The following is a 20,191-nucleotide window of genomic DNA, read 5'->3' on the forward strand; positions in this document are numbered from 1 at the left end:
TGTCCTCGTGCCCTAACCCGAGGAATTGCCCTTGGGGGGTTTACTATGGCCTTGATGATGCGAGCCCTCAAATGGCCGCAACCCGATGCTTACGGCAGGCATACCAGGATGGCCGGAAGGCCTGACGCCACCGGCTTCCGATCGACGGCAGCTGGTTCCATCAGACGTTGCGCGGATGGATGGCTGCCCCGCGTCCGGCAAGATTTCATGTTGGAAGCGCTGCCGCCGTGCTATGAAAGGCGCAGGATTTTTCGCGGATCGGCGGCAGTGAAAACCCAGCGGCCCATTATTACCGACGACGAGCACGTCGTGCTCAAGTTTCGGCCGCGCACCTCCGCCCAGCTGCCGGGGGGACGGCAAGAAACCAGTCAGGCCAACGTGCCGCCGGCGGCGAACGACCTGTCCCGCTACGAGCGGCCGCGCGATGAGGGCGACGATTTCCGTCATCGCATGCTGGCCAATGTCGCAGCGCTTGCGTTCACCGTGGCGCTGACCGCGATCGGCATTTGGCTTGCGGTCAGCATCGCCGATCTGCGCAAGACCCAGGACTGCGTGCTGATGGGCCGCCGCGACTGCGCCAGGATATCGGTGACCCCGCAGGGGTAGCGAAGCACGATCGTCGCACCAAATCAGATCGTCATACCCGCGAATGCGGGTATCCAGTACGCTGCGGCCTATCGATTCAATCACTGCTGCCTCTGGAATACTGGATCGCCCGGTCAAGCCGGGCGACGACAAGTGAATATCTGTCTGCGTTCTCGCGGCGCGCTGCGCCCGAGGTTTGCATGAACCTTGTCCCTCCTGAGAGGGAGCAGGGAATGCCGGGTGCTTGCTGCACCCGCGGTCTCGTGTGCAATGTGCATAAGGAAGTGCGCACACGAGCATACAGGTACAGCCGGAGCACTCCGGCATTCCCTGCGCAATGGTTTGACGGCTTATGCCGTGCTCTCCCTGGAGACGAATTCGTCTTGCCTCCATCGCTGCCGGCTTGACGGCTCAATCGATCCGGTCGGATCAAAATCACCACCGACAGCTTGGCACCAGCCACGGGTGTCAGGACCACACGGTTTTGCCGTACGCATCAGCGCCGTACGTCTTGCGCGCTGTGCTCGCTCACGGATAACCGCCCTGCAAACAACTTCTCGCGCCTGACGCTGCCGCGTCCACCACATCCCGTCTCGCGTTCGTGACGATCGCGATACGCCCCTCTTGTCGAGACGGGACAGCGCGGAAATAACCGCTGATTTGGGTGGAATGGAAAGCGGAATATTTTTGCGCGCGAGACTGGACGGGGCAAATCAGATTGAAGTTGTTCCAGAAAATCGCCGTATCGCGCACGCCCAATCAGCCGTCTGTCACCCACCCGAGGGCACTCGTCCCGGCTGTGATGGCATTATACCACAGACTTGCACGCCGCCGCGACGATCCAGCCGCTGACACCAAAGTCGCGTCGGCGAGGTTCGGGCATATTCATAAGCCACTTTCATAAGTCCATGCGAATTCATCCATCTAATCGCATGGCCGACCGTCTTATATAACAAGCTCCGCGAACGACGATCGTCCGATTGGCGGGCGAGCATGATCGTTCCGTTCAACGTGGGTAACGTCGCAGGGCAGCACGTACATCACGCTGCGCGGGCCCCCTGCAGAGCGCCATCCGCATTCGGCGCTCACTACAGGAGATTCCCAGTGAAGCTTCAAACCACGACAATCTCATTGCTCGTATTGATGTCGATGGCATCGGCCCACGCAGAGGAGACCACGCCTATGGGATCAAAGCCGATGCTGACGTTCGCGGATGTGCGCAAGGTAACGCCGGCGTTGGAGGCTTACACCCAAAACCGGCTTCTCGGTGACGTTTGGAAGCGGCCCGACCTCGCACCGCGGGACCGCAGCATCGTTACGCTGGCAGCCTTGATCGCGCGCAATCAGACCATCGAGATGTCGTATCATCTCAATCTTGCACTCGATAACGGCGTCGAACCGCGCGAGATATCGGAGATCATTACTCACCTCGCCTTCTACGCTGGCTGGGGCAATGCGATGTCAGCGGTCGCCGTCGCCAGGGATGCCTTTGCGACGCGTCACATCGGCACGGATCACCTTCCTCCGGCTTCCGTGACCCTGCTGCCGATAAACGAGGCCGCCGAAGCCCAGCGCGCACAGTTCGTCCAGGAGCAATTCGGCTCGGCCTTTCCCGGGGTCGTTCAATACACGACCGATGTCCTGTTCCGCGATTTGTGGTTGCGCCCGGACCTTGCCCCGAGGGACCGCAGCCTCGTCACCGTCAGCGCTTTGATCGCGAACGGACAGACAGCGCAGCTTACGCCGCATCTCAACAGGGCGATGGATAACGGGCTGACACAAGCGCAGGCATCTGAGGCCATCACGCATCTGGCTTTCTATGTGGGCTGGCCGAACGTCTTTTCGGCGATGCCTATCGCGAAAGATGTTTTTGCAAAGCGTCCTCAATAGACCGGGATTAACAGGAAGCCCCCAATGAACATATCGTTTGAAAACAAGGTTGCGCTCGTTACGGGCGCCGGATCAGGGCTGGGGCTTGCCACGGCGAAGGCTTTCGCCGAGTCAGGCGCTTCAGTGGTGTTGGCCGATGCGAATGAAACGGCCGTTTGTTCTGCCGCCGAGGAATTATCCGCCCAAGGGCACAAAACCCTGGCGATCAAATGCGACGTTGCTGACGACACTCAGGTCGAAGCGATGGTAGAGCGGACTGTTGCCACTTTCGGGCGGCTTGATGCGGCCTACAACAATGCCGGCGTTCAGAATATTGTCGCGGAAGCCGCCGACGCCACGCGCGAAGACTTTGACCGGGTGATGTCCATCAATCTGCGCGGGGTGTGGAGTTGCATGAAGTTCGAGCTGCGCCAAATGCTCCAGCAGGGAGATGGCGCAATCGTCAACTGTTCTTCAATCGGAGGATTGGTGGCCGGCCCCAAGCGCGGAACATACCAAGCGTCCAAACACGGCGTGCTTGGGCTGACCAAGAGCGCGGCACTGGACTATGCGGCAAGAGGCATTCGCATCAATGCCATATGTCCGGGCATCATCCATACGCCGATGCTCGACAGAATGATGGCCACTCAGGCAGATGCCCTTAACGTGATGTTGAAAGAGGTGCCTATCGGCCGGCTTGGTCGTCCCGAGGAAATTGCAAGCGCGGTGCTCTGGCTTTGCAGCTCCGCCGCTAGTTTTATGGTTGGTCACGCGCTCGCGGTAGATGGCGGGTATACCATACGCTAAATGTCAGAATTCGCGCGCCGTCTGTCGGAGGCCCACGTGGACATCAAGCAACTTCTTCTAACTGCGTCGGTCCTGGCGGCTTCCATTCTCGGGCTGGCCGTTGCCGATGACATGCAACGGCAATACGTGCAGGAGGCGGAAATCGAGATCGAACCCGCGCAGCTTGACGACTACAATGCAGCGGTGACGGAGCAAATCGAAACCGCTATTCGCGTGGAGCCGGGCGCTCTGGTCCCGCGCCGTTTCCGAGAAGGATAATCCCGCGCGCGTCAGGGTGTTCGAAATTTACCAGGATGTGGATGCGTACAGGTCGCATCTCGCAACCGAGCATTTCAAAAAAGTACAAAACAACGACGGAGAAAATGGTGAAGTCGCTCAAGCTGATCCAAACGACGCCAATTTTGCTGGGTACGAAGGCGCGGTGACAACGCAACAGACGCTGCTCAGTTAACTCAATCGCGGTAGCGCAGGGCTTCGACGAGTAGAGCAAAGGCCGCGGAGGGCTGTCGCCGGCTTGGATAATACAGGTGATAGCCCGGATACGGTGGGCACCAGTCAGCGAGCACCCGCTTCAGGCGGCCCTTGTTGATGTGCGGTTGCACCAAGCCTTCCGGCAAGTAGGTCAAACCGAGACCCGCGAACGCAGCATCGAGCATTTGGGTCGTGGTGTTGAAAGTTAGCTGGCCGTCAACCCGGACCTTGAGTTCGCGCGAGCCTCTTTCGAACTCCCAAGCATACAACCCGCCATGGGTGGGCAGGCGAAGATTAATGCAATTGTGCTCGACCAGATCCTGCGGCCGCTTTGGCTCCTGCCGGTTCCGGAAATAGGCGGGAGCCCCGACAACCGCCATGCGCGAATCGGGTCCGATGCGGACCGCAATCATGTCTTTTGCGACCTGCTCACCATCGCGCACGCCGGCATCAAAGCGTTGGGTGACGATATCAGTCAGGCCATAGTCGCAGATGATCTCGACTTTGATGTCCGGATACTCGCGCAAGAGCTTTGCAAGTTTCGGCAGCAACACGGCATTGGTCGCATACTCTGTAGCCGTGATCCGGATGGTGCCGGAGGGTTTGTCCCGAAGCTCCCCTAAGGCTGCGAGCTCGGCTTCGATTTCCTCGAACCTTGAACCGACATTTCGCAACAGTCGTTCGCCCGCCGCCGTCGGCGAGACGCTGCGCGTGGTGCGCGTCAGCAAGCGCAGCTTCAGACGTGCCTCCAGCTCCTTGATGGTGTAGCTAAGCGCGGATTGTGAAACGCCAAGCTTGGCAGCTGCCTTGGTGAAACTGCCCTCGCGGGCGACGATCAGAAAGGCCGAGAGGTCGTCGAGATTGCCGCGCTGCATTAATCGATCCAGTTTATAAGTGTATGCCGATTATAGCGGCTAGTTTCTACGGCGGCACCCCTCTAAATCCAGAATTGGCAACTGCCCCGATACATCCGACACCAACGTCCAATGACGGAGTTCAGCCCGATGGACCGAACGGACGCCTGGCTTTCGCAATGCAAGGCCAGCGTGAATACACTACCCGCAATGTCGCGAAGGACCATACTCGCTGCTGCTGGTGGCCTGGCGCTAACGACGGCGCGTCGGGGTTATGCCGCGACACCGGCTGAGAGAAAGAACGGAACAATGGATATCAAACGCAACGGCTCGCGGCCTTCGGGCAAAGGCCCCGAGGCATGGTTCACCGGCACGGTCCGCGTGGACCCCTTGTTTCAGGTAGGTGACCCTGCCCGTATCAGCGGCGGTCAAGTGACCTTCGAGCCCGGTGCCCGCACGATGTGGCACACCCATCCGCTCGGCCAGACCCTTATCGTCACATCCGGTCTCGGCTGGGTGCAATGCGAGGGTGGACCGATTGAGGAAGTCCGCCCCGGCGACGTTATCTGGTTTCCGCCTGGCGAGAAGCACTGGCACGGCGCGACAGCAACGACCGCTTTGACGCATATCGCGATTACGGAGTCGCTCAACGGCAAGAATGTCGACTGGATGGAAAAGGTCAGCGACGCGCAATATCGCGGCTAATCCCCGATACGCGTGAAGTTGTTGCGGCACTTCCGCGCGAAGTCCACACCCTAAAGGAAGGAATCGCAGCAATGCAGAAGCGGAAGCTTGGCGACCAGGGCCTCGAGGTCTCCGAAATGGGTCTCGGGTGCATGACAATGACCGGTGGCTACGGACAGTCGCCAGACCGTGCGACGATGATTCAACTTATCCGCACCGCCGTGGAGCGCGGCGTGACTTTCTTTGACACCGCGGAAACCTATGGCCCCTTCACGAACGAGGCTCTCGTTGGCGAGGCACTGGAGCCATTCCGCAAGGATGTTGTGATAGCGACCAAGTTTGGCCACAACATCGATCTCGTGACCGGCGAGCGGCTAGGTCCGCTCAACAGTTGGCCTGAGCATATCAAGGCTGCCACGGACGGCATGCTGAAGCGCCTGCGGACCGATCATATCGACCTGCTTTACCAGCACCGCGTTGATCCATCGGTGCCGATGGAGGACGTTGCGGGCGCCGTGCAGGACCTTATCGCCCAAGGCAAGGTGCGGTATTTCGGCCTATCCGAGGCTGGGGCGCGTTCCATTCGGCAAGCGCATGCGGTTCAGCCGCTCAGCGCATTGCAGAGCGAGTATTCGCTGTGGACACGCGAGCCTGATGCCGAGATTCTACCAACTCTGGAAGAGCTTGGGATCGGACTCGTCCCCTTCAGCCCGCTAGGAAAGGGATTTCTTACTGGTGCGATTGGCGCAGACGCGACTTTCGCCGGTTCCGACCTTCGCAGCCGCATCCCGCGTTTCGAGCCGGATGCGTTGAAGGTCAACCTGGCGCTGGTCGATCTCCTCCGCAGCATCGCGGCACGCAAGGGCGCTACCCCGGCCCAAGTGGCGCTTGCCTGGTTGCTTGCTCGGAAGCCGTGGATCGTTCCCATCCCCGGCACAACCAAACCTGCCCGCCTCGACGAGAATCTGGGTGCTGCGTCTCTGCAACTTGCCGCCAACGACCTTCATGAAATTGAGGATGCGACCGCGGCGATCAAGGTGCAGGGAGCGCGTTATCCCGAAGAACTCATGAGGATGACCGGCCTCTGAACGGTCAACACATGCTGCGGCGAGCTTGCGATCGTGCCAGTTGCATTTCAGAACACATGAAGTGCAGGACGGTGACCCACCGTCGAGCCCATCGACTCCTTGCGCGAGTGATAGGCTTCCAGCACCTTCTTGGAGGTCTCGACGTCCAGCCGAGCGAATTCTGCTTTCATTTTGTCGATATCCTTCGCCGGAATCCGATAATCGGAGGCCCCAAGAAACAGCAACGCCATGGTCGTCGGCCAGGAAAGGTCGAGGGATTTTGCCAGAATTAGTAACGCCTCCTTATCCGCGGCGAGCATCGCTCGCTCCACAACGTCGACTGGCATGCTGCACGACAACGATAGCGCGACGATAGCTTCATTGTGTTTGCGCGCCTGGGCGTATTCAAGAATCTGGGCTTCACCCAGGTTACCGTGCTGGTGTTGCGCACCTACGGTTTTTTTGGCGGTGAAATAATCATTTGACGCAGGACCAAACATCGCATGCAGCCGCCCGGCTACATCGGCAACTGCATTGACAGCTTCGGGCCGCTCGATTTCAAGTTTCTTTCTTACATCCTCTGACGCTTTCGCGATCAATTGCTGAAACAGGTGTCTTGGAATATCCCGACGCCGGCCAATATGCTCGGCCAATATGGAGTCATTCTCGGAGCGCTTGATCAGATGCAGAAAGCCCGAATCTGAGAAACGCGCGCCGGCATTGACGGCGACAGAGTTCACGACTGCCTGGTCACCTCTTGTTACGAGTACGTCCGTGACCGGCTCGTCGATCGACCTTCGCCGCGAGATTGCGATAAGATGCTGCTGACTTTTCGAGCGGGCGTTCGCAACCAAGGCCTGGTTGCTGAGCCGCTCGGAATAGCGAAGGATGGGACCAGCGACGTCTATCGAATCGTCGAATGCCAACTTGTTGATGATGTAGACAGGCGCTTTGTCGCTTCGGGCCAGGCGTTTTGCGAGCTGGGAGCGGGCGGCGAGTTCAATTTCGTCTGAGAGGCGTCCGATCACTTCCCCGAAGATCCAAATCTCACTTTCAGTGTAGCGGCCCATTATCAGCATATCGGTTGCATGCCACAAAGCCTTCAAACGGCTTTCGGGCGTTCCCTTGGAAATGGCGTCATTCAACTCCTGAAGAACCGACATCGGCAATTCGAGCCGCTAATCGCTGCTCACCTCTCCACTGAAAATCCACAACTACAATAGAGTGCTCGTCAATAAGCGCTTGGCTAGTCCATGTGAGACTCGAAGCTCGCGCGCGAGTGTAGTGGACGCGCTCTCGGCTATAGGCGTCTATCCTGCTTTGAAAACTTTCCTACTCTCTGCAGAAACTCTGCGACCCAGTTGATTAACGGGGCCTATGCGCTCGGAAACGATCGGTGCCATGGCACCCGCGCTCGCCAGAAAATTGCTATCGGAAATCGGCAAAGAACGGCGAATCAAGAATTCGCAAGGCTTTCAATCCAGTCCAAGGTCCGAAGGACGTCGGGATGGCACCTGAAATCACCCTCGCCCGAAGCAATACCGAAAATATGGCGGCTGCCCTCGTCTCTGATCGCACGCCTGACGCGTTTCGCGAACTGAGCAAGTTGCTCGTTTGAAGGCTGTTGGCTTGCCCTGCTGGTGCGACGATCAATTTGCGATCGGCGGTCGCCCATCGATCGCTTTTCCTCTTCCGATCGAGCGTCCACTCCGGTCCGTCGGTCAACTCTAACTCTTCTCTCTGCACCAGGTTTCATTTCACTATCGGTCATGACACATCCCGCCAGCGCTTGAATATAGATCGGATCGAAAACCTCGGACGCCTGATCCGGGCCGAGGCAACGAAATCAGGCTACGTCGTACATTCTGCGAGCAGTTTCCGGGCCAGCGCAAAGCAACCGCCTGCGAATAGCGTCCTCAACCAGCGCCAAGGTCTGCTTTGCCTCACGCGCTTCCGCCTCAGCTACCTGCGCACGAATTTCCGCGGCAGTCGCCTCGTCCACCGCCGCCGTGATGCGCAATTCAACCTGCGTCAAGGCTCTGGAGGCGTCCGCAAGCTTGCGATCGGCATCAGCGACAACTTCTCGCAACGAATTCTCAGCAGATTCGGTTCGTTGCTCAGCCAGCTTAAGACGCTCCGCTGCGGTCTTGCACATTGCGAGAGCGCGAGCTTCGAGTTCTCGCGCATTATTCTCCATGTCGTTGAAAATTTCGGCGGCCTGATAAACCAGGTCGAGAGCGTCAGCGCCGGGGGTTGATACCGGGGGACGCACAAAGCTCAACACGTTTTCGCTTCTGCGAACGGCAGGCCTTCCTTCTCGGTGGGCCATGAAAAGAACCTTTTGCTGGTAATGATGACATCATGAATACGTATGGTAAAAAGAAGATTAATACCGGGAAAACTAGGCAAAACCCGAATGACCGTGGCCGCCGGCCTGTGCGCCGCGCCCCCCTGCTTCAACATTATTGCCGCATCGGACCAAGCGAGAATTAGGTGCCTCCTCGCTGTGATTTCCGTTACGCTGGATCACGACAAAAACGAAGACCACGAGGGAGGCTACGTTGAGACTTTCAATCGCGACAGCAAGCTTTTTTCTCGCAACGCTCATTTCGATTCCCGCGCTGGCACAGACGAGGGCTCTGGTGACTGAAGAGATGATGGTCAAGACATCAGACCCTGGCATCGAAATATACGTCCGCAACAAACGTCCGGCGGACATGACCTCGTTCCGGCCGGAGCAGACCGTGCTTTACGTCCACGGCGCGACCTACCCTTCCGAGACGGCGTTCGACCTCAAGCTGGATGGCTTGTCGTGGATGGAATACATCGCCGCGCGCGGCTATGACGTGTGGCTTCTGGACCTGCGCGGCTATGGCAAATCAACGCGGCCTGCCGAGATGGCCGACAAGCCGGAAGCCAATGCGCCAATCGTCACCGGCCAGACCGCCGTCAAGGACATCGGCACCGCCGTCGATTTCATCCTGCAGCGCCGCAACATTCCGCGTCTCAACCTTCTGGGCTGGTCGTGGGGCACGACACTGATGGCGACCTACACCACGCAGAACGCCGCGAAGGTCGAACGTCTCGTGCTCTACGCACCGGCCTGGATCCGGCAAACGCCTTCGCTGGTTCAGGCAGGTCCCGGCAAGCTTGCCGCGTACCGAATGGTCAATCGCGATCAGGCGAAGGAGCGCTGGTACACCGGCGTGCCGGAAGACAAGAAAGCCAATCTCATTCCCGCCGGCTGGTTCGACGCCTGGGCCGACGCGACATTCGCAACCGACCCAGTCGGTGCGGCGATGAGCCCGCCGGTCCTTCGAGCGCCCAACGGCGTCGTGCAGGACGGCGCCGAATTCTTCGGCGCCGGCAAGCCCTATTATGATCCCGCCAAGATCACCGTGCCGACGCTGCTGATCCACGCGGAATGGGACCGCGACACGCCGCCCTACATGGCACAGACCCTGTTTCCGTTGCTGGTGAACGCGCCGGGAAAACGTTACGTCGCGCTGGCCGAGGGAACGCACACCATCATCATGGAGCGCAATCGCCTCAAGTTGTTCGAGGCAGTGCAGGCGTTTCTGGATGAAGCGAAGCGGTCGTGAGCAGCCGTAGCCAGCATAAGCGCATGCGACATGCGGGACCGTGACGTAAAACCCGGATGTCGCTTCGCTCATCCGGGCTACGGCCTTTAGTTCGCTTGATGTCATTCACGACCTTTGGGTCCCTCAAGTCCCTGTGCCACCAATGGTTCACGAGATCTAACGGCTTTTCCCTACGTCGCCTATCGTCTGCTACCTCCAGCAACTTAATGAAGTTTGAACACTCGGGGCAGCTCAGGCTCCGGAAGTCTCACCGGTTCGCCAACTGTCCCCCGAGGCCTGGCTTTGTGATCAATATGCATGGGGTGAGCGTCTGCTTTAGCCGCGCTTCGGAAATCGCAACGGCCGCGTCTTCCTGTCGCGGGCTCGCCTGCAAGATGAGGATATTCAATCCAAGAAGCAGCCGACGTTTTCCGTCTTCGTTCTGCGCCTGAAACCATGCGTCGCAGGGCGGCTCGAACCGCACGGTGCGCCGATGCCGACGACACGGTCAACTCGTGCTGCGCGGGTCATGGCTGCGGCGTCTGAGCCCGTCTCCTTCGCCGAAAATGCGAGCGCCGCGAACCATTCGCCTGAGCGCGCCCTTGGCAGGTTACACCTCGCGCAAGCGATGTACCAGACGCACAACATCGTCCGCATTGTGATAAAGGCCGAATCCAACACGCAAGCGCGTGTCGCGCACATCGACCACGATGTTGTTCTTCTTCAAGTGCCTCTGCCATCGCGCCGCGTCGGGATGGTCGAAGATCAGAAAATTCCCGCGTGACAACTCTTCCGCCGGCAAGACGAGATGGGCAGGATCAAACAAGCCGAACGGCGCCTTGATGAGGTCGGCGAGAAAGATCTCCTGCAACGCCATAACGTGCGCATGGACCTTCTCTGCATTGAGATCCTGCGCCGCAAACCATTGCAGCATGGCCCGCATGCGATACAGGCCGCTCGGATCGAATGTCGCCCCCATGAAGCGCTCGCCATCCAACGAGTACCGGACACGATCCTGCAGTCCGGAAAGAGACCCAAAGCTGGCATACCATCCCGTGTTGCGCGGACGCGGTGCAAAGCCCGGCGGGCAATGTAGGAAGCACGCGCCTTCGCCGGCCATCGCATATTTGTAACCGCCGGCGAGATAAAACGCGCGATCGGAGATGCGCGAAAGATCGACCGGACGCGCGAGGAACGCATGATAGCCATCGATCACCACAAGGCGTTCGGGCGCGGCCACAGCCTTCACCAGCGCATCGAGATCCGGCAACGCATACCCCGAATTGAAAAAAACCTGGCTAACGAACACCATGTCGGGCGACTTCTCGCACACCACGTCGATCAGCCGTGACGGCAATGTTGCGAACGGCTCCGTCGGCATGACAATCAGTTCGACCAGCGCGTCTTCGGCGAGCCGCTCCGCCTGGCGTCTAAAGCTGTGAAATTCGCCGTCCGTCGTCACGACAACCGGCTTGCGATCCAGCGGAAGCGATGACAGCAGCCTGTTGACGAATTCATGCGTGTTTGGCGCGGGGACCAACGTTGCCGGATCGGGCAGGCGCAGATGGAGCGCAAGGCCGTTCGCTACCGCCGGCCACACTTCGCCCAGAACGCACGACCATTTCTCGTCGACGAGCCTCGCTGCATCGTCCCAAGCCTGCAGTTGCGCATCGCGCGTGACGTCAGGCCAATAAGCGTGGCTGTGTGCGGCAAAATGCAGCCGGTCGGGATCGGCGTTGCGGAAGTGAGAAAATTCTGCCGTCAGATCGAGCGGAAATTCGGGCGATGTTGCTGAATTGCAGGCAGACATGGTGATTCCAAATGCTTTATTTGCAGTGGATGAGCGGAACGTTAGCCCTATCAGGGTGCCCAAGCTGCTCACAACTCCGTCCGAACCGCCCATAGTTCGGGGAAGAACGAGTGGTCGAGCGCTGATTTGAGGAAGGCGACGCCGCTTGATCCGCCCGTGCCGCGCTTGAAGCCGATGATCCGCTCCACCGTCTTCATGTGGCGGAAGCGCCATTGCTGGAACCAGTCCTCGAGATCAACCAGCTCCTCGGCGAGTTCGTACGCCTCGAAATAGTTGCGGGAGTCGTGATAGACCTTCAACCAGGCATCGCGCACCGCTTCGCTGAAGATATGACGCACCGAGAAATCGCGGTTCACCACGGCATCCGGGATCGCAAAGCCGCGTCGCCTCAGCAGCATTAGACTAACGTCATAAAGGCCGGGTGCCTCCAGCGCCGCTCTCAAGCGCTCGTAATTGTCGGTATCGTGCCGGTGCGGCAGGAGCATTTTCGGGTCTTTCGCGCCGAGGCGGAATTCGACCGCGCGGTATTGGCAGGATTGGAAGCCGGACGATTGACCGAGCGCATCACGGAATTCGAGATAATCGGACGGCGTCATAGTCGACAGTACGCTCCAGGCCGAGATCATCTGCTCGAGGATGCGCGTCATCCGCGCCATCGACTTGAAGGCCGGCGGCAGTTCATCGCGCTCGATAAATTCGATGGCCGCATTCAATTCAACCGCCATCAGGTCCAGCCACAATTCCTGAACGTGATGGATGGCGATGAACAGGCGCTCGTCGTGCTTGTCGGTCAACGGCTTCTTGGCAGCCAGCAGGGTCTTGAGCTGAAGATAATCGCCATAGGTCATGCGGCCGGCGAGATCGACCTGAACGTCGCCGCCGATACGACTTTGGGGCACGGAGTCATTTTCGGACAAAGGACTGCTTTCTGAGTGATTCCTGGACAGCATCGCCGCTACTGCGGCGTGTATCCGCTTTCCTGAATGAGTTTGCTCAGAATTTCGGACGCTCGCTCCAAACGTAGCCGGTGCTCGTTGGGCGTGCCGGGCGCGGGCGTCATGACGAGCTTCGCGAAGCCCGCTCTTACTTCTGGAAGGGCAAGAACTGTCTTCAAGGCCGCATTATAGCGCTCAACAATATCGGCCGAGGTGGCTGCCGGCGCGTAGAGCCCAAGAAAATCTGTCGTTCCATCCAAACCCCAGATGCCAGCCTGCGTGAATGACGGAACGTCTGGTAGCAGCGGCGTCGTCTGACTAACGGCCACAATGCGCAGTGTGTTGGCTTCATGATATGGCAGGAAGTCCGAAATGCTCGACAAAGCAGCGGCAATTTGGCCGCCGAGCAAGTCCTGCACCATAGGCGCGGCACCCCGGTATGGGACCGGCGTGGCCTCCGCATTTAGCGTGCGAGCGATTTTGTTTATGACAAACTCCGGCGCACTTCCCGAAGCGGGGACACCGACGTTGGCAACGGATCGATTGGCGACCAGCCAGGCGGCGAACTCGCTCAGGCTGCTGGACTGCGTTTTGGGATGCACCGCCAACGCCAACTCGAATGTCGCAACCGCTCCGATCATTTTGAAGTCATGGCTCGGTGAAAAGCCCGGCTCTTTGATCGTCAGCGGAATTGTCGCCATCGCATGCAAATTGCTCAAAAACAGGACCGATCCATCCGCGGGCGCGCTCTTGACCGCCAGTGCGGCTAGTTGACCTCCCGCGCCAGACTTGTTCTCGACGATTATTGCTCGCTTCAGCTCTCGAGCCAATCCTTCCGCGATCAGTCGCGCGCCCACATCGGCAGGCCCGCCAGCTGGATAGCCAACAAACAATCGTATCGGGCCGGTGACGTTTTGGCTCATTGTGGGCGTCGGGGCGCCGAGGAGCAGTGAGACAACCAGGACCGGCAATATCGCGATACGAGCGGCAATCTTTGGTATCACGTAGGCCACCGCCAATTCCTCCTGAAGCGCGTTGCGATAGAGCAAATGAGCCCTTCAATCCGCGTATTGCGCGGACTCCTTGGACGCTTGGCACGCCGTGAGCAATGCGCGCCGATGTTCAACAACCGGTCTTACCTTTTCAAGCATGGCCTCAAGAATTGCCGGCGGCGCCTTATGAGGCGTCCCACTATCGAATGGAGGTCTGGGATCGTACTCGGCAAAGAGTTGAATGCGCTGAGCGACATCCTCGTTAGTTGCCAGTGCGATGGCTCGTAATGCGCAGTCGATGCCCGAAGTCATGCCTGCTCCCGTTATGCGGTTGCGGTCCACAACCACGCGCTCATCGACAGGCGTCGCGCCGACCATTCCGAGCAATTGATGAGAGGCCCAGTGACAGGTAGCAGCATAGCCTTCGAGCAGACCTGCGGCACCCAACACCAGTGGTCCGGTGCAAATTCCGACAATCCACTTTGCCGTTGCAGCTCGAGAGCGCAAGAACCGCAAAGTCTCCTGGTCCGCCAGCAATTCGGCGATGCCGGGTCCGCCCGGCACAACGATCATGTCGAACTGATCGCAATCGGCGAAGGACGTCGTTGCACGAATTTCCCAGCCCAAGTCGGTTTCAATGGTCTCCCTGTGCTTCCACACAAGGTGAAGATGAGCATCAGGAATGCGCGCCAGAAGATCCGATGGACCCACATAGTCAATCGCGGTAATGCCCGGAAAGATCAGCATCCCTATGTTCATCACTTACTCCCGACTACTAATGGCGCAAAATAGTGTAGAACAGCCGCTATGGCCGGGAGGACAAATCTTCCACGATTCCTGCCAACGGGTTGCACGCGCGGAGGTTCAACGGGAGGTTCAAAACGAATGCATCAGATCTGGTTTCTCGCGTTCGATCGTTTCCAACTGCTGGACGTAACCGGCCCCTTGCAGGTTTTTGCGACTGCCAACGACGAATTGCGTCTGGCAGGCCGGAAGCAGTTCTACGATTTGCGGCTATTCGCGCAGGCCAACGGCATGGTTCGCAGCTCCAGTGGCGTTGAACTGGCCGTTCGAAAACTGCCCCCGCCACGCTCAAGAAGAATCGGAACGATCATCGTACCCGGCGGCCCCGGCGCATGGTGTTCGGATTTTGAACACCGCGCAGATACGCCGCTGCCTGCGGATGCTCTGTCTGCATGGATACGACGGGCCGCCCCCGGCGTGGCTCGCGTCGCGTCAGTCTGTACGGGGGCTTTCATTCTCGCACGTGCTGGATTGCTTCACGGCAAGCCGGTAGTTACGCATTGGGCGGCATGTGACGAACTTGCCAACAAATTTCCATCGATAGCGCTGGTTCGCGATGCCATCTATTTGCGTCATGAACGCGTGTGGACATCTGCTGGCGTGACCTCGGGCATCGATATGGCTTTAGGCATGGTAGAAGGCGATGTCGGACGCGAGATCGCGATGGCCACGGCAAAGAAGCTGGTTGTCTTTTTTAAACGCCCTGGTGGTCAGTCGCAGTTCAGTAGCGCTCTCTTGGAACAAAGCGCCGGTGACGAACGCGTCATGCGGCTTCACAAATGGATGGCTGAAAATCTGCGATCTGAGCTAAATATCGCGCGTCTGGCCGAACAAGTTGCAATGGCACCGCGAACGTTTGCACGGTTCTACTCGCAAAAGACCGGCACTACTCCTGCGCAAGCAATTGTGCGCCTTCGGCTCGAAAAGGCTTGCCGGTTGATCGAAAATGACCGGCTTGGCAACAAAGCTATTGCGCGACGCTGCGGCTTTGGATCCGAAGAAGCTCTTCGGCGAGCGTTTGTAAAGCACTTGGGGGTGCCGCCTGGTCACTACCGCGAGCGATTTTCTGGCACGCGATGAGGGTTGGGAAAGAAGTGGGATTCGCGTGAAGCGGGAGGCGGCGCCTACGCCATTTGGCATTTCGGTGGCGCGAACACGCGCCGTTCATGAGGCGGCTTTGGCTTGAATACGCTCCGCCTCCTGACGTTCTGCGGTCTTTGCAGCAATCACGCTCGCGCGCTTCCCGATGCGCTCGATATAGGCCTTGAGGTAAGGCCAGGGGGAGACGTCGATTCCCTGGTACTCGGTCCACATCACGATGGTGTAGCAGTGCGCATCAGCAATCGTGAATTTCGAACCGGTCAGATAATCTTGACTAGCCAGATGCTCGTTCAGCCACTTCAAACGCGAGAGCACGAGCTGTCGAGCGATCGGCCGATAATCCTCGGGAGTTGTCTTCTTGATCAGCGGCATAAATCCGCCCTTGTGCAGGTCGGAGGCAATGAAGCTCATCCACTCCATGATCCGGTACCTCTCGAGGCTTCCGGCAGGCGGGCAAAGTTCACTGTCGGGCCGTTGATCAGCCAGGTACTGCATGATGACGGCGCCTTCCGACAGGTACTGTCCGTCTGGTAGTTCAAGCGTCGGCACCTGCCCCTTCGGATTCACCTTGTAGTAATCCGACCCGTCCGGAAGGAGTTTTCTCGGCACATCGACCCAAATGAGTTCGAGCGGCAACCCCAGTTCGCGCCTGACGATGTCGACGGCGAGCGAGCAGCCTCGCACTTCATGGTACAGCTTCATGTCAAATAACCCGGAGCAGCCAGATTGCTGCTCAGGAATTTATTACATTATGATAAATTGTCTATAGACCTTCTGAATCGCTTACGATCCCCTGCGCCAACTGGTTCAGTAAGATCGCTTCGTCTACGCTTGGCATCGGCAAGCTCTGTGCTTGTTACGGCCGGAGGAAAATGTGCGGGAGGCCTTTTCTGTGCAATTTGCATCCCCGTAGCAAGGGTGGATTAGCGACAGCGTAATCCGCCCTTTCGATCGAGGCGCGGAGTTCACGACGTTGGCACGGCATCGATTGTTGTACGATAGTTCGCTGCAACCAAGCGGCGGATTACGGACCAGAGACGAACATGGACAAGATCGATTTCAAGAAGAAGCTTGCAGCGCTCTACAGCGCGCCCAATGGCAGCTTTGCTACCGTCGACGTGCCGGTGATGAAATTCGTCAAGATCGACGGCAAGGGCGACCCCAATCGTGATCCAGCCTACAAGCGTGCCGTCGAGTGGCTGTATTCCCTGAGCTACGCGATGAAATTTGCCAGCAAGACCAAATCGGCAAAAGATTACGTCGTTCCGCCCCTCGAAGGCCTTTGGTGGGCTGACAATCCCGACGATTTTGCCGGGCGCCGGAAGCATCTGTGGCAATGGACGATGATGATCATGATACCCGGCTTCGTTGAGCGATCCCTGTACGAGACTGCCCTGGCAAAATCGCGGAACAAGCTCGGGGAGCCTCCGGTCTCGCTGCGTCTTGAGCCATTGGACGAAGGGCTGTGCCTGCAGACGCTGCATATCGGCAGCTATGACGACGAAGGCCCGACGCTCGCCAGGCTTCACAACGAGATCATGCCTGCGAAGGGCGTGACGTTTGCGGGGCCACATCACGAGATCTATCTGAGCGATCCGCGCAAGACGCCACCGGAGAAACTCAAGACGATTCTGCGGCAGCCGGTCAAAAGCGCCGGCTGAAGGCCACGCCCTTTACCCACAATTGCGGCCCGATACGGTGATGGGTTTCGCTACGCGCTACCCATCCTACGGGCCTACCATGCCGGTTGACCCGCGTGACATTGAGAACGGCATGAAACCGGCCCCTCGGGCTGGCATGATATTCGCATCTCTATTTCGCCGCGCGTATCTTTCCTTGGAGATCAAATGGGCGAAGTCATAAGCTTCCCGAAGCCTAACCCCGATCATGACACGGCTCGTCTTATTCAAGAGGCCCGTGCATTATATGAGAGCGTGTTTCCGACTGAAAATAGTCCCGCCAGCGTGCAACAGGACTCACCCGCACAGACCTAGCACAAGGGCGGATTACGCTGTCGCTAGTCCGCTCTTTCTCATCCCTCGACCTCACCGCAACTCCGCCTCCCGCAACGGCGCGCGGCTGAGTTCGTTGCCGGCGGCGATCGCCTTGCGCAGCAGTCGCATCAACTCGGCGCCCTCCTTCTCGGTGAGCCCGCGCAACATGGTCTGCTGCGCCGCTGCGACGGCCGGCGTGATTCCGCGCAGCGTTCGCTTTCCCGCCTCGGTGACCTGCAATTCGCGGGCCCGGCGGTCGCGGCTAGAGGCGTGACGCACCAGCAAGCCCTTCTGCACCAGGCGATCCACCACGCCGGTGATGGTGGTTCGGTCATAGGCGATCTGGCCGGCGAGCGTCACCTGATCGATGCCCGGGTTGGTCCTGATGGCCGCGAGAGCCGCGTATTGAACGGGCGTGAGGTCGAAACCCGCCTCCTCGACCTCGGCCAGGAACACCGCCACCGCAATCTGCTGGAAGCGGCGGGCCAGATGGCCGGGCATCTCGTTATTGTCTCTCACCGAATTCTCCGAGGCAGGTTTGAAGGCATCTCTGGAATTGACAAGTATACTGATAATCAGCATGCTGAGCAATATCCGAACGGCCGGGAACCGGAGGAGCAGGTATCATGCAGTTTCATCTGAACGGCTTCGAGCCGGGCGACCCCGAAATCTCCGATCCGGCCGGGCGGGTCTTGGCCTCGGGCACATCCGGACCGGTCCCGGAGGAAGTCGACGTGCTGATCGTCGGCTGCGGACCGGCGGGCTTGACGCTGGCCGCGCAGCTTGCGGCATTCCCCGACATCAAGACCTGCATCGTCGAGCAGAAGCCGAGCCGGCTGCTGCTCGGCCAGGCCGACGGTGTCGCCTGCCGCACCATGGAGATGTTCCACGCCTATGGCTTCGCCGAACGCGTGCTGAAAGAAGCGTGCTGGATCACTGAAACGACGTTCTGGAAGCCGGATGACGGCAAGTGCGAAAACATCGTCCGCAGCGGACGGGTTCAGGACGTCGAGGACGGGCTGTCGGAATTTCCGCACGTCATTCTGAACCAGGCGCGTGTGCATGATTGCTATCTCGATGTCATGCGCAAATCGCCGTCAAAGCTCGAACCGTACTATTCACGGCGCCTGCTCGACCTAAAGACCTCACCTGCGGCGCGCTTTGAAGACCACGCGGTGACCGTCAGCCTCGAGCGGCTCGATGCCGGACATGAGGGCGAGGTCGAGACCGTCAGGGCCCGTTACGTCGTGGGCTGTGACGGCGCGCGTAGCGTGGTGCGCAAATCGATCGGGCGCGAGCTGCGCGGCGATTCCGCCAATCATGCCTGGGGCGTCATGGATGTCCTTGCCGTCACCGACTTCCCCGACATCCGCTTCAAGTCGCTGATCCAGTCGGCCAGCGACGGCAGCATCATCGTCATCCCCCGCGAAGGCGGCTATCTGGTCCGGCTCTACGTCGAACTCACCAATCTCGACGCCGGCGAACGGGTCGCCAACCGCAACATCACGTCAGATGATCTGATCGCGAAGGCGCGACGGATTCTCCATCCGCATACGCTTGACGTGAAGGAGATCGCCTGGTGGTCGGTCTACGAGATCGGCCAGCGGCTGACCGACAAGTTCGACGACGTGCCGGAGGAAGAAATCGGAACGCGCCTGCCCCGCGTTTTCATCGCCGGCGACGCCTGCCATACCCACAGCCCGAAAGCGGGCCAGGGCATGAACGTCTCGATGCAGGACGCCTTCAATCTCGGATGGAAGCTCGCCTCCGTCCTGCGCCAGCGCAGCGCGCCGCATCTCCTGCACAGCTATTCGGCGGAACGGCAGGCGGTTGCGAAGGAACTGATCGACTTCGACCGCGAATGGGCCGAGATCCTCGCTTCCGCAAAGGGAAACAACAAGGGCGCGGACGCCGCCGAAACCCAAAACTATTTCGTCCGGCACGGCCGCTATACCGCGGGAACGGCGACGCACTACCGTCCGTCCCTGCTCACGGCCAATCCTGATCATCAGCATCTCGCCAAGGGCCTGGCGATCGGCACGCGCTTTCACTCCGCGCCGGTCATTCGGCTCGCGGACGCCAAGCCGGTTCATCTTGGCCATCTCGCCAGGGCGGACGGACGCTTCCGGATTTTTGTCTTTGCAGGCGCGGGCGATCCCGCCGCCTCCGGCTCCCCCGTTCACGCCCTGTGCGACTTCTTGAGCGAGAACCCCAAGTCTCCCGTGAAGAGGTACACGCCTGCGGGCGCCGATATCGATTCAGTGATCGATGTCCGCGCGGTGTTCCAGCAAGCGCATACGGAACTCGCCATCGAGGCGATGCCCCCGCTCCTTCTTCCTCCGAAAGGACGTTACGGACTTCGCGACTACGAAAAGATGTTCTGCCCCGATTTGAAGGGCGGCCACGACATCTTTGCGATGCGCGGCATCGATCGGAACGCCGGCTGCATGGTCGTGGTACGGCCGGACCAGTATGTCGCACATGTGCTTCCGCTTGACGGCCATGAGGCGCTTGCGACGTATTTCGACGGTTTCATGGTTCGGGCGGATTGAGCGCCGGGGCTATTGCGCCATGCTTTCGGTGACGCCGCACGGGCAGCTCCCCGAATCCGCCCATTTTGCCGCCAAATCCAATGCC

At 59.2% G+C, this 20,191-nt stretch carries 21 protein-coding genes; 11 read left to right on the forward strand and 10 right to left on the reverse strand.

Going from position 1 to position 20,191, the window contains the following annotated elements; all coding sequences use genetic code 11:
* Nucleotides 1–267: 267 nt before the first annotated feature.
* The 5 genes from ACVWVY_RS33090 to ACVWVY_RS33110 all read left to right on the forward strand — a co-directional run bounded on the left by ACVWVY_RS33090 (nucleotide 268) and on the right by ACVWVY_RS33110 (nucleotide 3,712).
* Entirely contained in the window at nucleotides 268–606 is a 339-nt protein-coding gene (locus ACVWVY_RS33090) for a hypothetical protein (protein WP_456632369.1), read from the forward strand.
* A gap of 1,122 nt (nucleotides 607–1,728) precedes the next feature.
* Nucleotides 1,729–2,475 (forward strand): carboxymuconolactone decarboxylase family protein, encoded by a 747-nt coding sequence (locus tag ACVWVY_RS33095; protein ID WP_456632370.1) that lies wholly within the window; start codon nucleotides 1,729–1,731, stop codon nucleotides 2,473–2,475.
* A gap of 24 nt (nucleotides 2,476–2,499) precedes the next feature.
* Nucleotides 2,500–3,261, forward strand: a complete 762-nt coding sequence (locus tag ACVWVY_RS33100) for a glucose 1-dehydrogenase (protein ID WP_456630317.1) — start codon at nucleotides 2,500–2,502, stop codon at nucleotides 3,259–3,261.
* 36 nt (nucleotides 3,262–3,297) lie between these two features.
* Entirely contained in the window at nucleotides 3,298–3,519 is a 222-nt protein-coding gene (locus tag ACVWVY_RS33105; protein ID WP_456630318.1) for a hypothetical protein, read from the forward strand.
* Between the two features lie 16 nt (nucleotides 3,520–3,535).
* A complete protein-coding gene (locus ACVWVY_RS33110) occupies nucleotides 3,536–3,712 on the forward strand; it encodes a hypothetical protein (RefSeq protein WP_456630319.1) in 177 nt (58 codons plus the stop codon).
* Nucleotide 3,713: 1 nt separating this feature from the next.
* Here the strand turns inward: ACVWVY_RS33110 and ACVWVY_RS33115 are convergent, their stop codons facing one another.
* The gene (locus tag ACVWVY_RS33115; protein ID WP_456630320.1) at nucleotides 3,714–4,607 is read right to left on the reverse strand and encodes a LysR family transcriptional regulator; all 894 of its coding nucleotides are present in this window, start codon (nucleotides 4,605–4,607) and stop codon (nucleotides 3,714–3,716) included.
* A gap of 288 nt (nucleotides 4,608–4,895) precedes the next feature.
* On the opposite strand from ACVWVY_RS33115, the gene ACVWVY_RS33120 reads away from it, so the two are divergent.
* Nucleotides 4,896–5,291 (forward strand): (R)-mandelonitrile lyase, encoded by a 396-nt coding sequence (locus tag ACVWVY_RS33120; RefSeq protein ID WP_456630321.1) that lies wholly within the window; start codon nucleotides 4,896–4,898, stop codon nucleotides 5,289–5,291.
* A 71-nt stretch (nucleotides 5,292–5,362) separates the two neighbouring features.
* Nucleotides 5,363–6,358, forward strand: a complete 996-nt coding sequence (locus tag ACVWVY_RS33125; protein WP_456630322.1) for an aldo/keto reductase — start codon at nucleotides 5,363–5,365, stop codon at nucleotides 6,356–6,358.
* A 47-nt stretch (nucleotides 6,359–6,405) separates the two neighbouring features.
* Here the strand turns inward: ACVWVY_RS33125 and ACVWVY_RS33130 are convergent, their stop codons facing one another.
* Both ACVWVY_RS33130 and ACVWVY_RS33135 read right to left on the reverse strand, forming a co-directional pair.
* Nucleotides 6,406–7,500: a DUF2336 domain-containing protein gene (locus ACVWVY_RS33130; RefSeq protein WP_456630323.1), complete on the reverse strand. Its 1,095-nt coding sequence runs from the start codon at nucleotides 7,498–7,500 to the stop codon at nucleotides 6,406–6,408.
* A 683-nt stretch (nucleotides 7,501–8,183) separates the two neighbouring features.
* Nucleotides 8,184–8,621 carry a hypothetical protein gene (locus ACVWVY_RS33135; protein WP_456630324.1) on the reverse strand — a complete coding sequence of 146 codons (438 nt, stop codon included), beginning with the start codon at nucleotides 8,619–8,621 and terminating at the stop codon, nucleotides 8,184–8,186.
* Between the two features lie 358 nt (nucleotides 8,622–8,979).
* On the opposite strand from ACVWVY_RS33135, the gene ACVWVY_RS33140 reads away from it, so the two are divergent.
* Entirely contained in the window at nucleotides 8,980–9,939 is a 960-nt protein-coding gene (locus tag ACVWVY_RS33140) for an alpha/beta hydrolase (RefSeq protein WP_456630325.1), read from the forward strand.
* A gap of 247 nt (nucleotides 9,940–10,186) precedes the next feature.
* On the opposite strand, the gene ACVWVY_RS33145 is transcribed toward ACVWVY_RS33140, so the two are convergent.
* The 5 genes from ACVWVY_RS33145 to ACVWVY_RS33165 form a co-directional block, all read right to left on the reverse strand.
* The gene (locus tag ACVWVY_RS33145; RefSeq protein ID WP_456630326.1) at nucleotides 10,187–10,402 is read right to left on the reverse strand and encodes a DUF5958 family protein; all 216 of its coding nucleotides are present in this window, start codon (nucleotides 10,400–10,402) and stop codon (nucleotides 10,187–10,189) included.
* A 126-nt stretch (nucleotides 10,403–10,528) separates the two neighbouring features.
* Entirely contained in the window at nucleotides 10,529–11,728 is a 1,200-nt protein-coding gene (locus ACVWVY_RS33150; protein WP_456630327.1) for an aminotransferase class V-fold PLP-dependent enzyme, read from the reverse strand.
* Between the two features lie 68 nt (nucleotides 11,729–11,796).
* Entirely contained in the window at nucleotides 11,797–12,576 is a 780-nt protein-coding gene (locus tag ACVWVY_RS33155) for a tryptophan 2,3-dioxygenase (RefSeq protein WP_456632371.1), read from the reverse strand.
* A gap of 107 nt (nucleotides 12,577–12,683) precedes the next feature.
* Nucleotides 12,684–13,712 carry a tripartite tricarboxylate transporter substrate-binding protein gene (locus ACVWVY_RS33160; protein ID WP_456630328.1) on the reverse strand — a complete coding sequence of 343 codons (1,029 nt, stop codon included), beginning with the start codon at nucleotides 13,710–13,712 and terminating at the stop codon, nucleotides 12,684–12,686.
* Nucleotides 13,713–13,721: 9 nt separating this feature from the next.
* Nucleotides 13,722–14,414 (reverse strand): DJ-1/PfpI family protein, encoded by a 693-nt coding sequence (locus tag ACVWVY_RS33165; protein WP_456630329.1) that lies wholly within the window; start codon nucleotides 14,412–14,414, stop codon nucleotides 13,722–13,724.
* Between the two features lie 126 nt (nucleotides 14,415–14,540).
* Between ACVWVY_RS33165 and ACVWVY_RS33170 the strand changes: the two genes are divergently transcribed.
* Nucleotides 14,541–15,539: a GlxA family transcriptional regulator gene (locus ACVWVY_RS33170; RefSeq protein ID WP_456630330.1), complete on the forward strand. Its 999-nt coding sequence runs from the start codon at nucleotides 14,541–14,543 to the stop codon at nucleotides 15,537–15,539.
* An 84-nt stretch (nucleotides 15,540–15,623) separates the two neighbouring features.
* Here the strand turns inward: ACVWVY_RS33170 and gstA are convergent, their stop codons facing one another.
* A complete protein-coding gene (gene gstA / locus ACVWVY_RS33175; protein ID WP_456630331.1) occupies nucleotides 15,624–16,262 on the reverse strand; it encodes a glutathione transferase GstA in 639 nt (212 codons plus the stop codon).
* Nucleotides 16,263–16,603: 341 nt separating this feature from the next.
* Here gstA and ACVWVY_RS33180 point away from each other — a divergent pair, with 341 nt between their 5' ends.
* Nucleotides 16,604–17,221 carry a GyrI-like domain-containing protein gene (locus ACVWVY_RS33180; RefSeq protein ID WP_456630332.1) on the forward strand — a complete coding sequence of 206 codons (618 nt, stop codon included), beginning with the start codon at nucleotides 16,604–16,606 and terminating at the stop codon, nucleotides 17,219–17,221.
* Between the two features lie 384 nt (nucleotides 17,222–17,605).
* Here the strand turns inward: ACVWVY_RS33180 and ACVWVY_RS33185 are convergent, their stop codons facing one another.
* A complete protein-coding gene (locus tag ACVWVY_RS33185) occupies nucleotides 17,606–18,073 on the reverse strand; it encodes a MarR family winged helix-turn-helix transcriptional regulator (RefSeq protein ID WP_456630333.1) in 468 nt (155 codons plus the stop codon).
* Nucleotides 18,074–18,180: 107 nt separating this feature from the next.
* On the opposite strand from ACVWVY_RS33185, the gene ACVWVY_RS33190 reads away from it, so the two are divergent.
* On the forward strand, nucleotides 18,181–20,106 hold the full coding sequence (locus ACVWVY_RS33190) for an FAD-binding monooxygenase (protein ID WP_456630334.1): 1,926 nt from the start codon (nucleotides 18,181–18,183) through the stop codon (nucleotides 20,104–20,106).
* Nucleotides 20,107–20,191: the final 85 nt, after the last annotated feature.

The organism is Bradyrhizobium sp. URHC0002 (assembly GCF_054059515.1).

Excerpts from the sequence above, each read along its gene's own strand:
- ACVWVY_RS33095 (WP_456632370.1), top strand. The coding sequence starts at position 1,729 with ATGTCGATGGCATCGGCCCACGCAGAGGAGACCACGCCTATGGGATCA.
- ACVWVY_RS33100 (WP_456630317.1), top strand. The coding sequence starts at position 2,500 with ATGAACATATCGTTTGAAAACAAGGTTGCGCTCGTTACGGGCGCCGGA.
- ACVWVY_RS33115 (WP_456630320.1), bottom strand. The coding sequence starts at position 4,607 with ATGCAGCGCGGCAATCTCGACGACCTCTCGGCCTTTCTGATCGTCGCC.
- ACVWVY_RS33120 (WP_456630321.1), top strand. The coding sequence starts at position 4,896 with ATGGATATCAAACGCAACGGCTCGCGGCCTTCGGGCAAAGGCCCCGAG.
- ACVWVY_RS33125 (WP_456630322.1), top strand. The coding sequence starts at position 5,363 with ATGCAGAAGCGGAAGCTTGGCGACCAGGGCCTCGAGGTCTCCGAAATG.
- ACVWVY_RS33130 (WP_456630323.1), bottom strand. The coding sequence starts at position 7,500 with ATGTCGGTTCTTCAGGAGTTGAATGACGCCATTTCCAAGGGAACGCCC.
- ACVWVY_RS33150 (WP_456630327.1), bottom strand. The coding sequence starts at position 11,728 with ATGTCTGCCTGCAATTCAGCAACATCGCCCGAATTTCCGCTCGATCTG.
- ACVWVY_RS33155 (WP_456632371.1), bottom strand. The coding sequence starts at position 12,576 with ATGACCTATGGCGATTATCTTCAGCTCAAGACCCTGCTGGCTGCCAAG.
- ACVWVY_RS33165 (WP_456630329.1), bottom strand. The coding sequence starts at position 14,414 with ATGAACATAGGGATGCTGATCTTTCCGGGCATTACCGCGATTGACTAT.
- ACVWVY_RS33170 (WP_456630330.1), top strand. The coding sequence starts at position 14,541 with ATGCATCAGATCTGGTTTCTCGCGTTCGATCGTTTCCAACTGCTGGAC.
- gstA (WP_456630331.1), bottom strand. The coding sequence starts at position 16,262 with ATGAAGCTGTACCATGAAGTGCGAGGCTGCTCGCTCGCCGTCGACATC.
- ACVWVY_RS33180 (WP_456630332.1), top strand. The coding sequence starts at position 16,604 with ATGGACAAGATCGATTTCAAGAAGAAGCTTGCAGCGCTCTACAGCGCG.
- ACVWVY_RS33190 (WP_456630334.1), top strand. The coding sequence starts at position 18,181 with ATGCAGTTTCATCTGAACGGCTTCGAGCCGGGCGACCCCGAAATCTCC.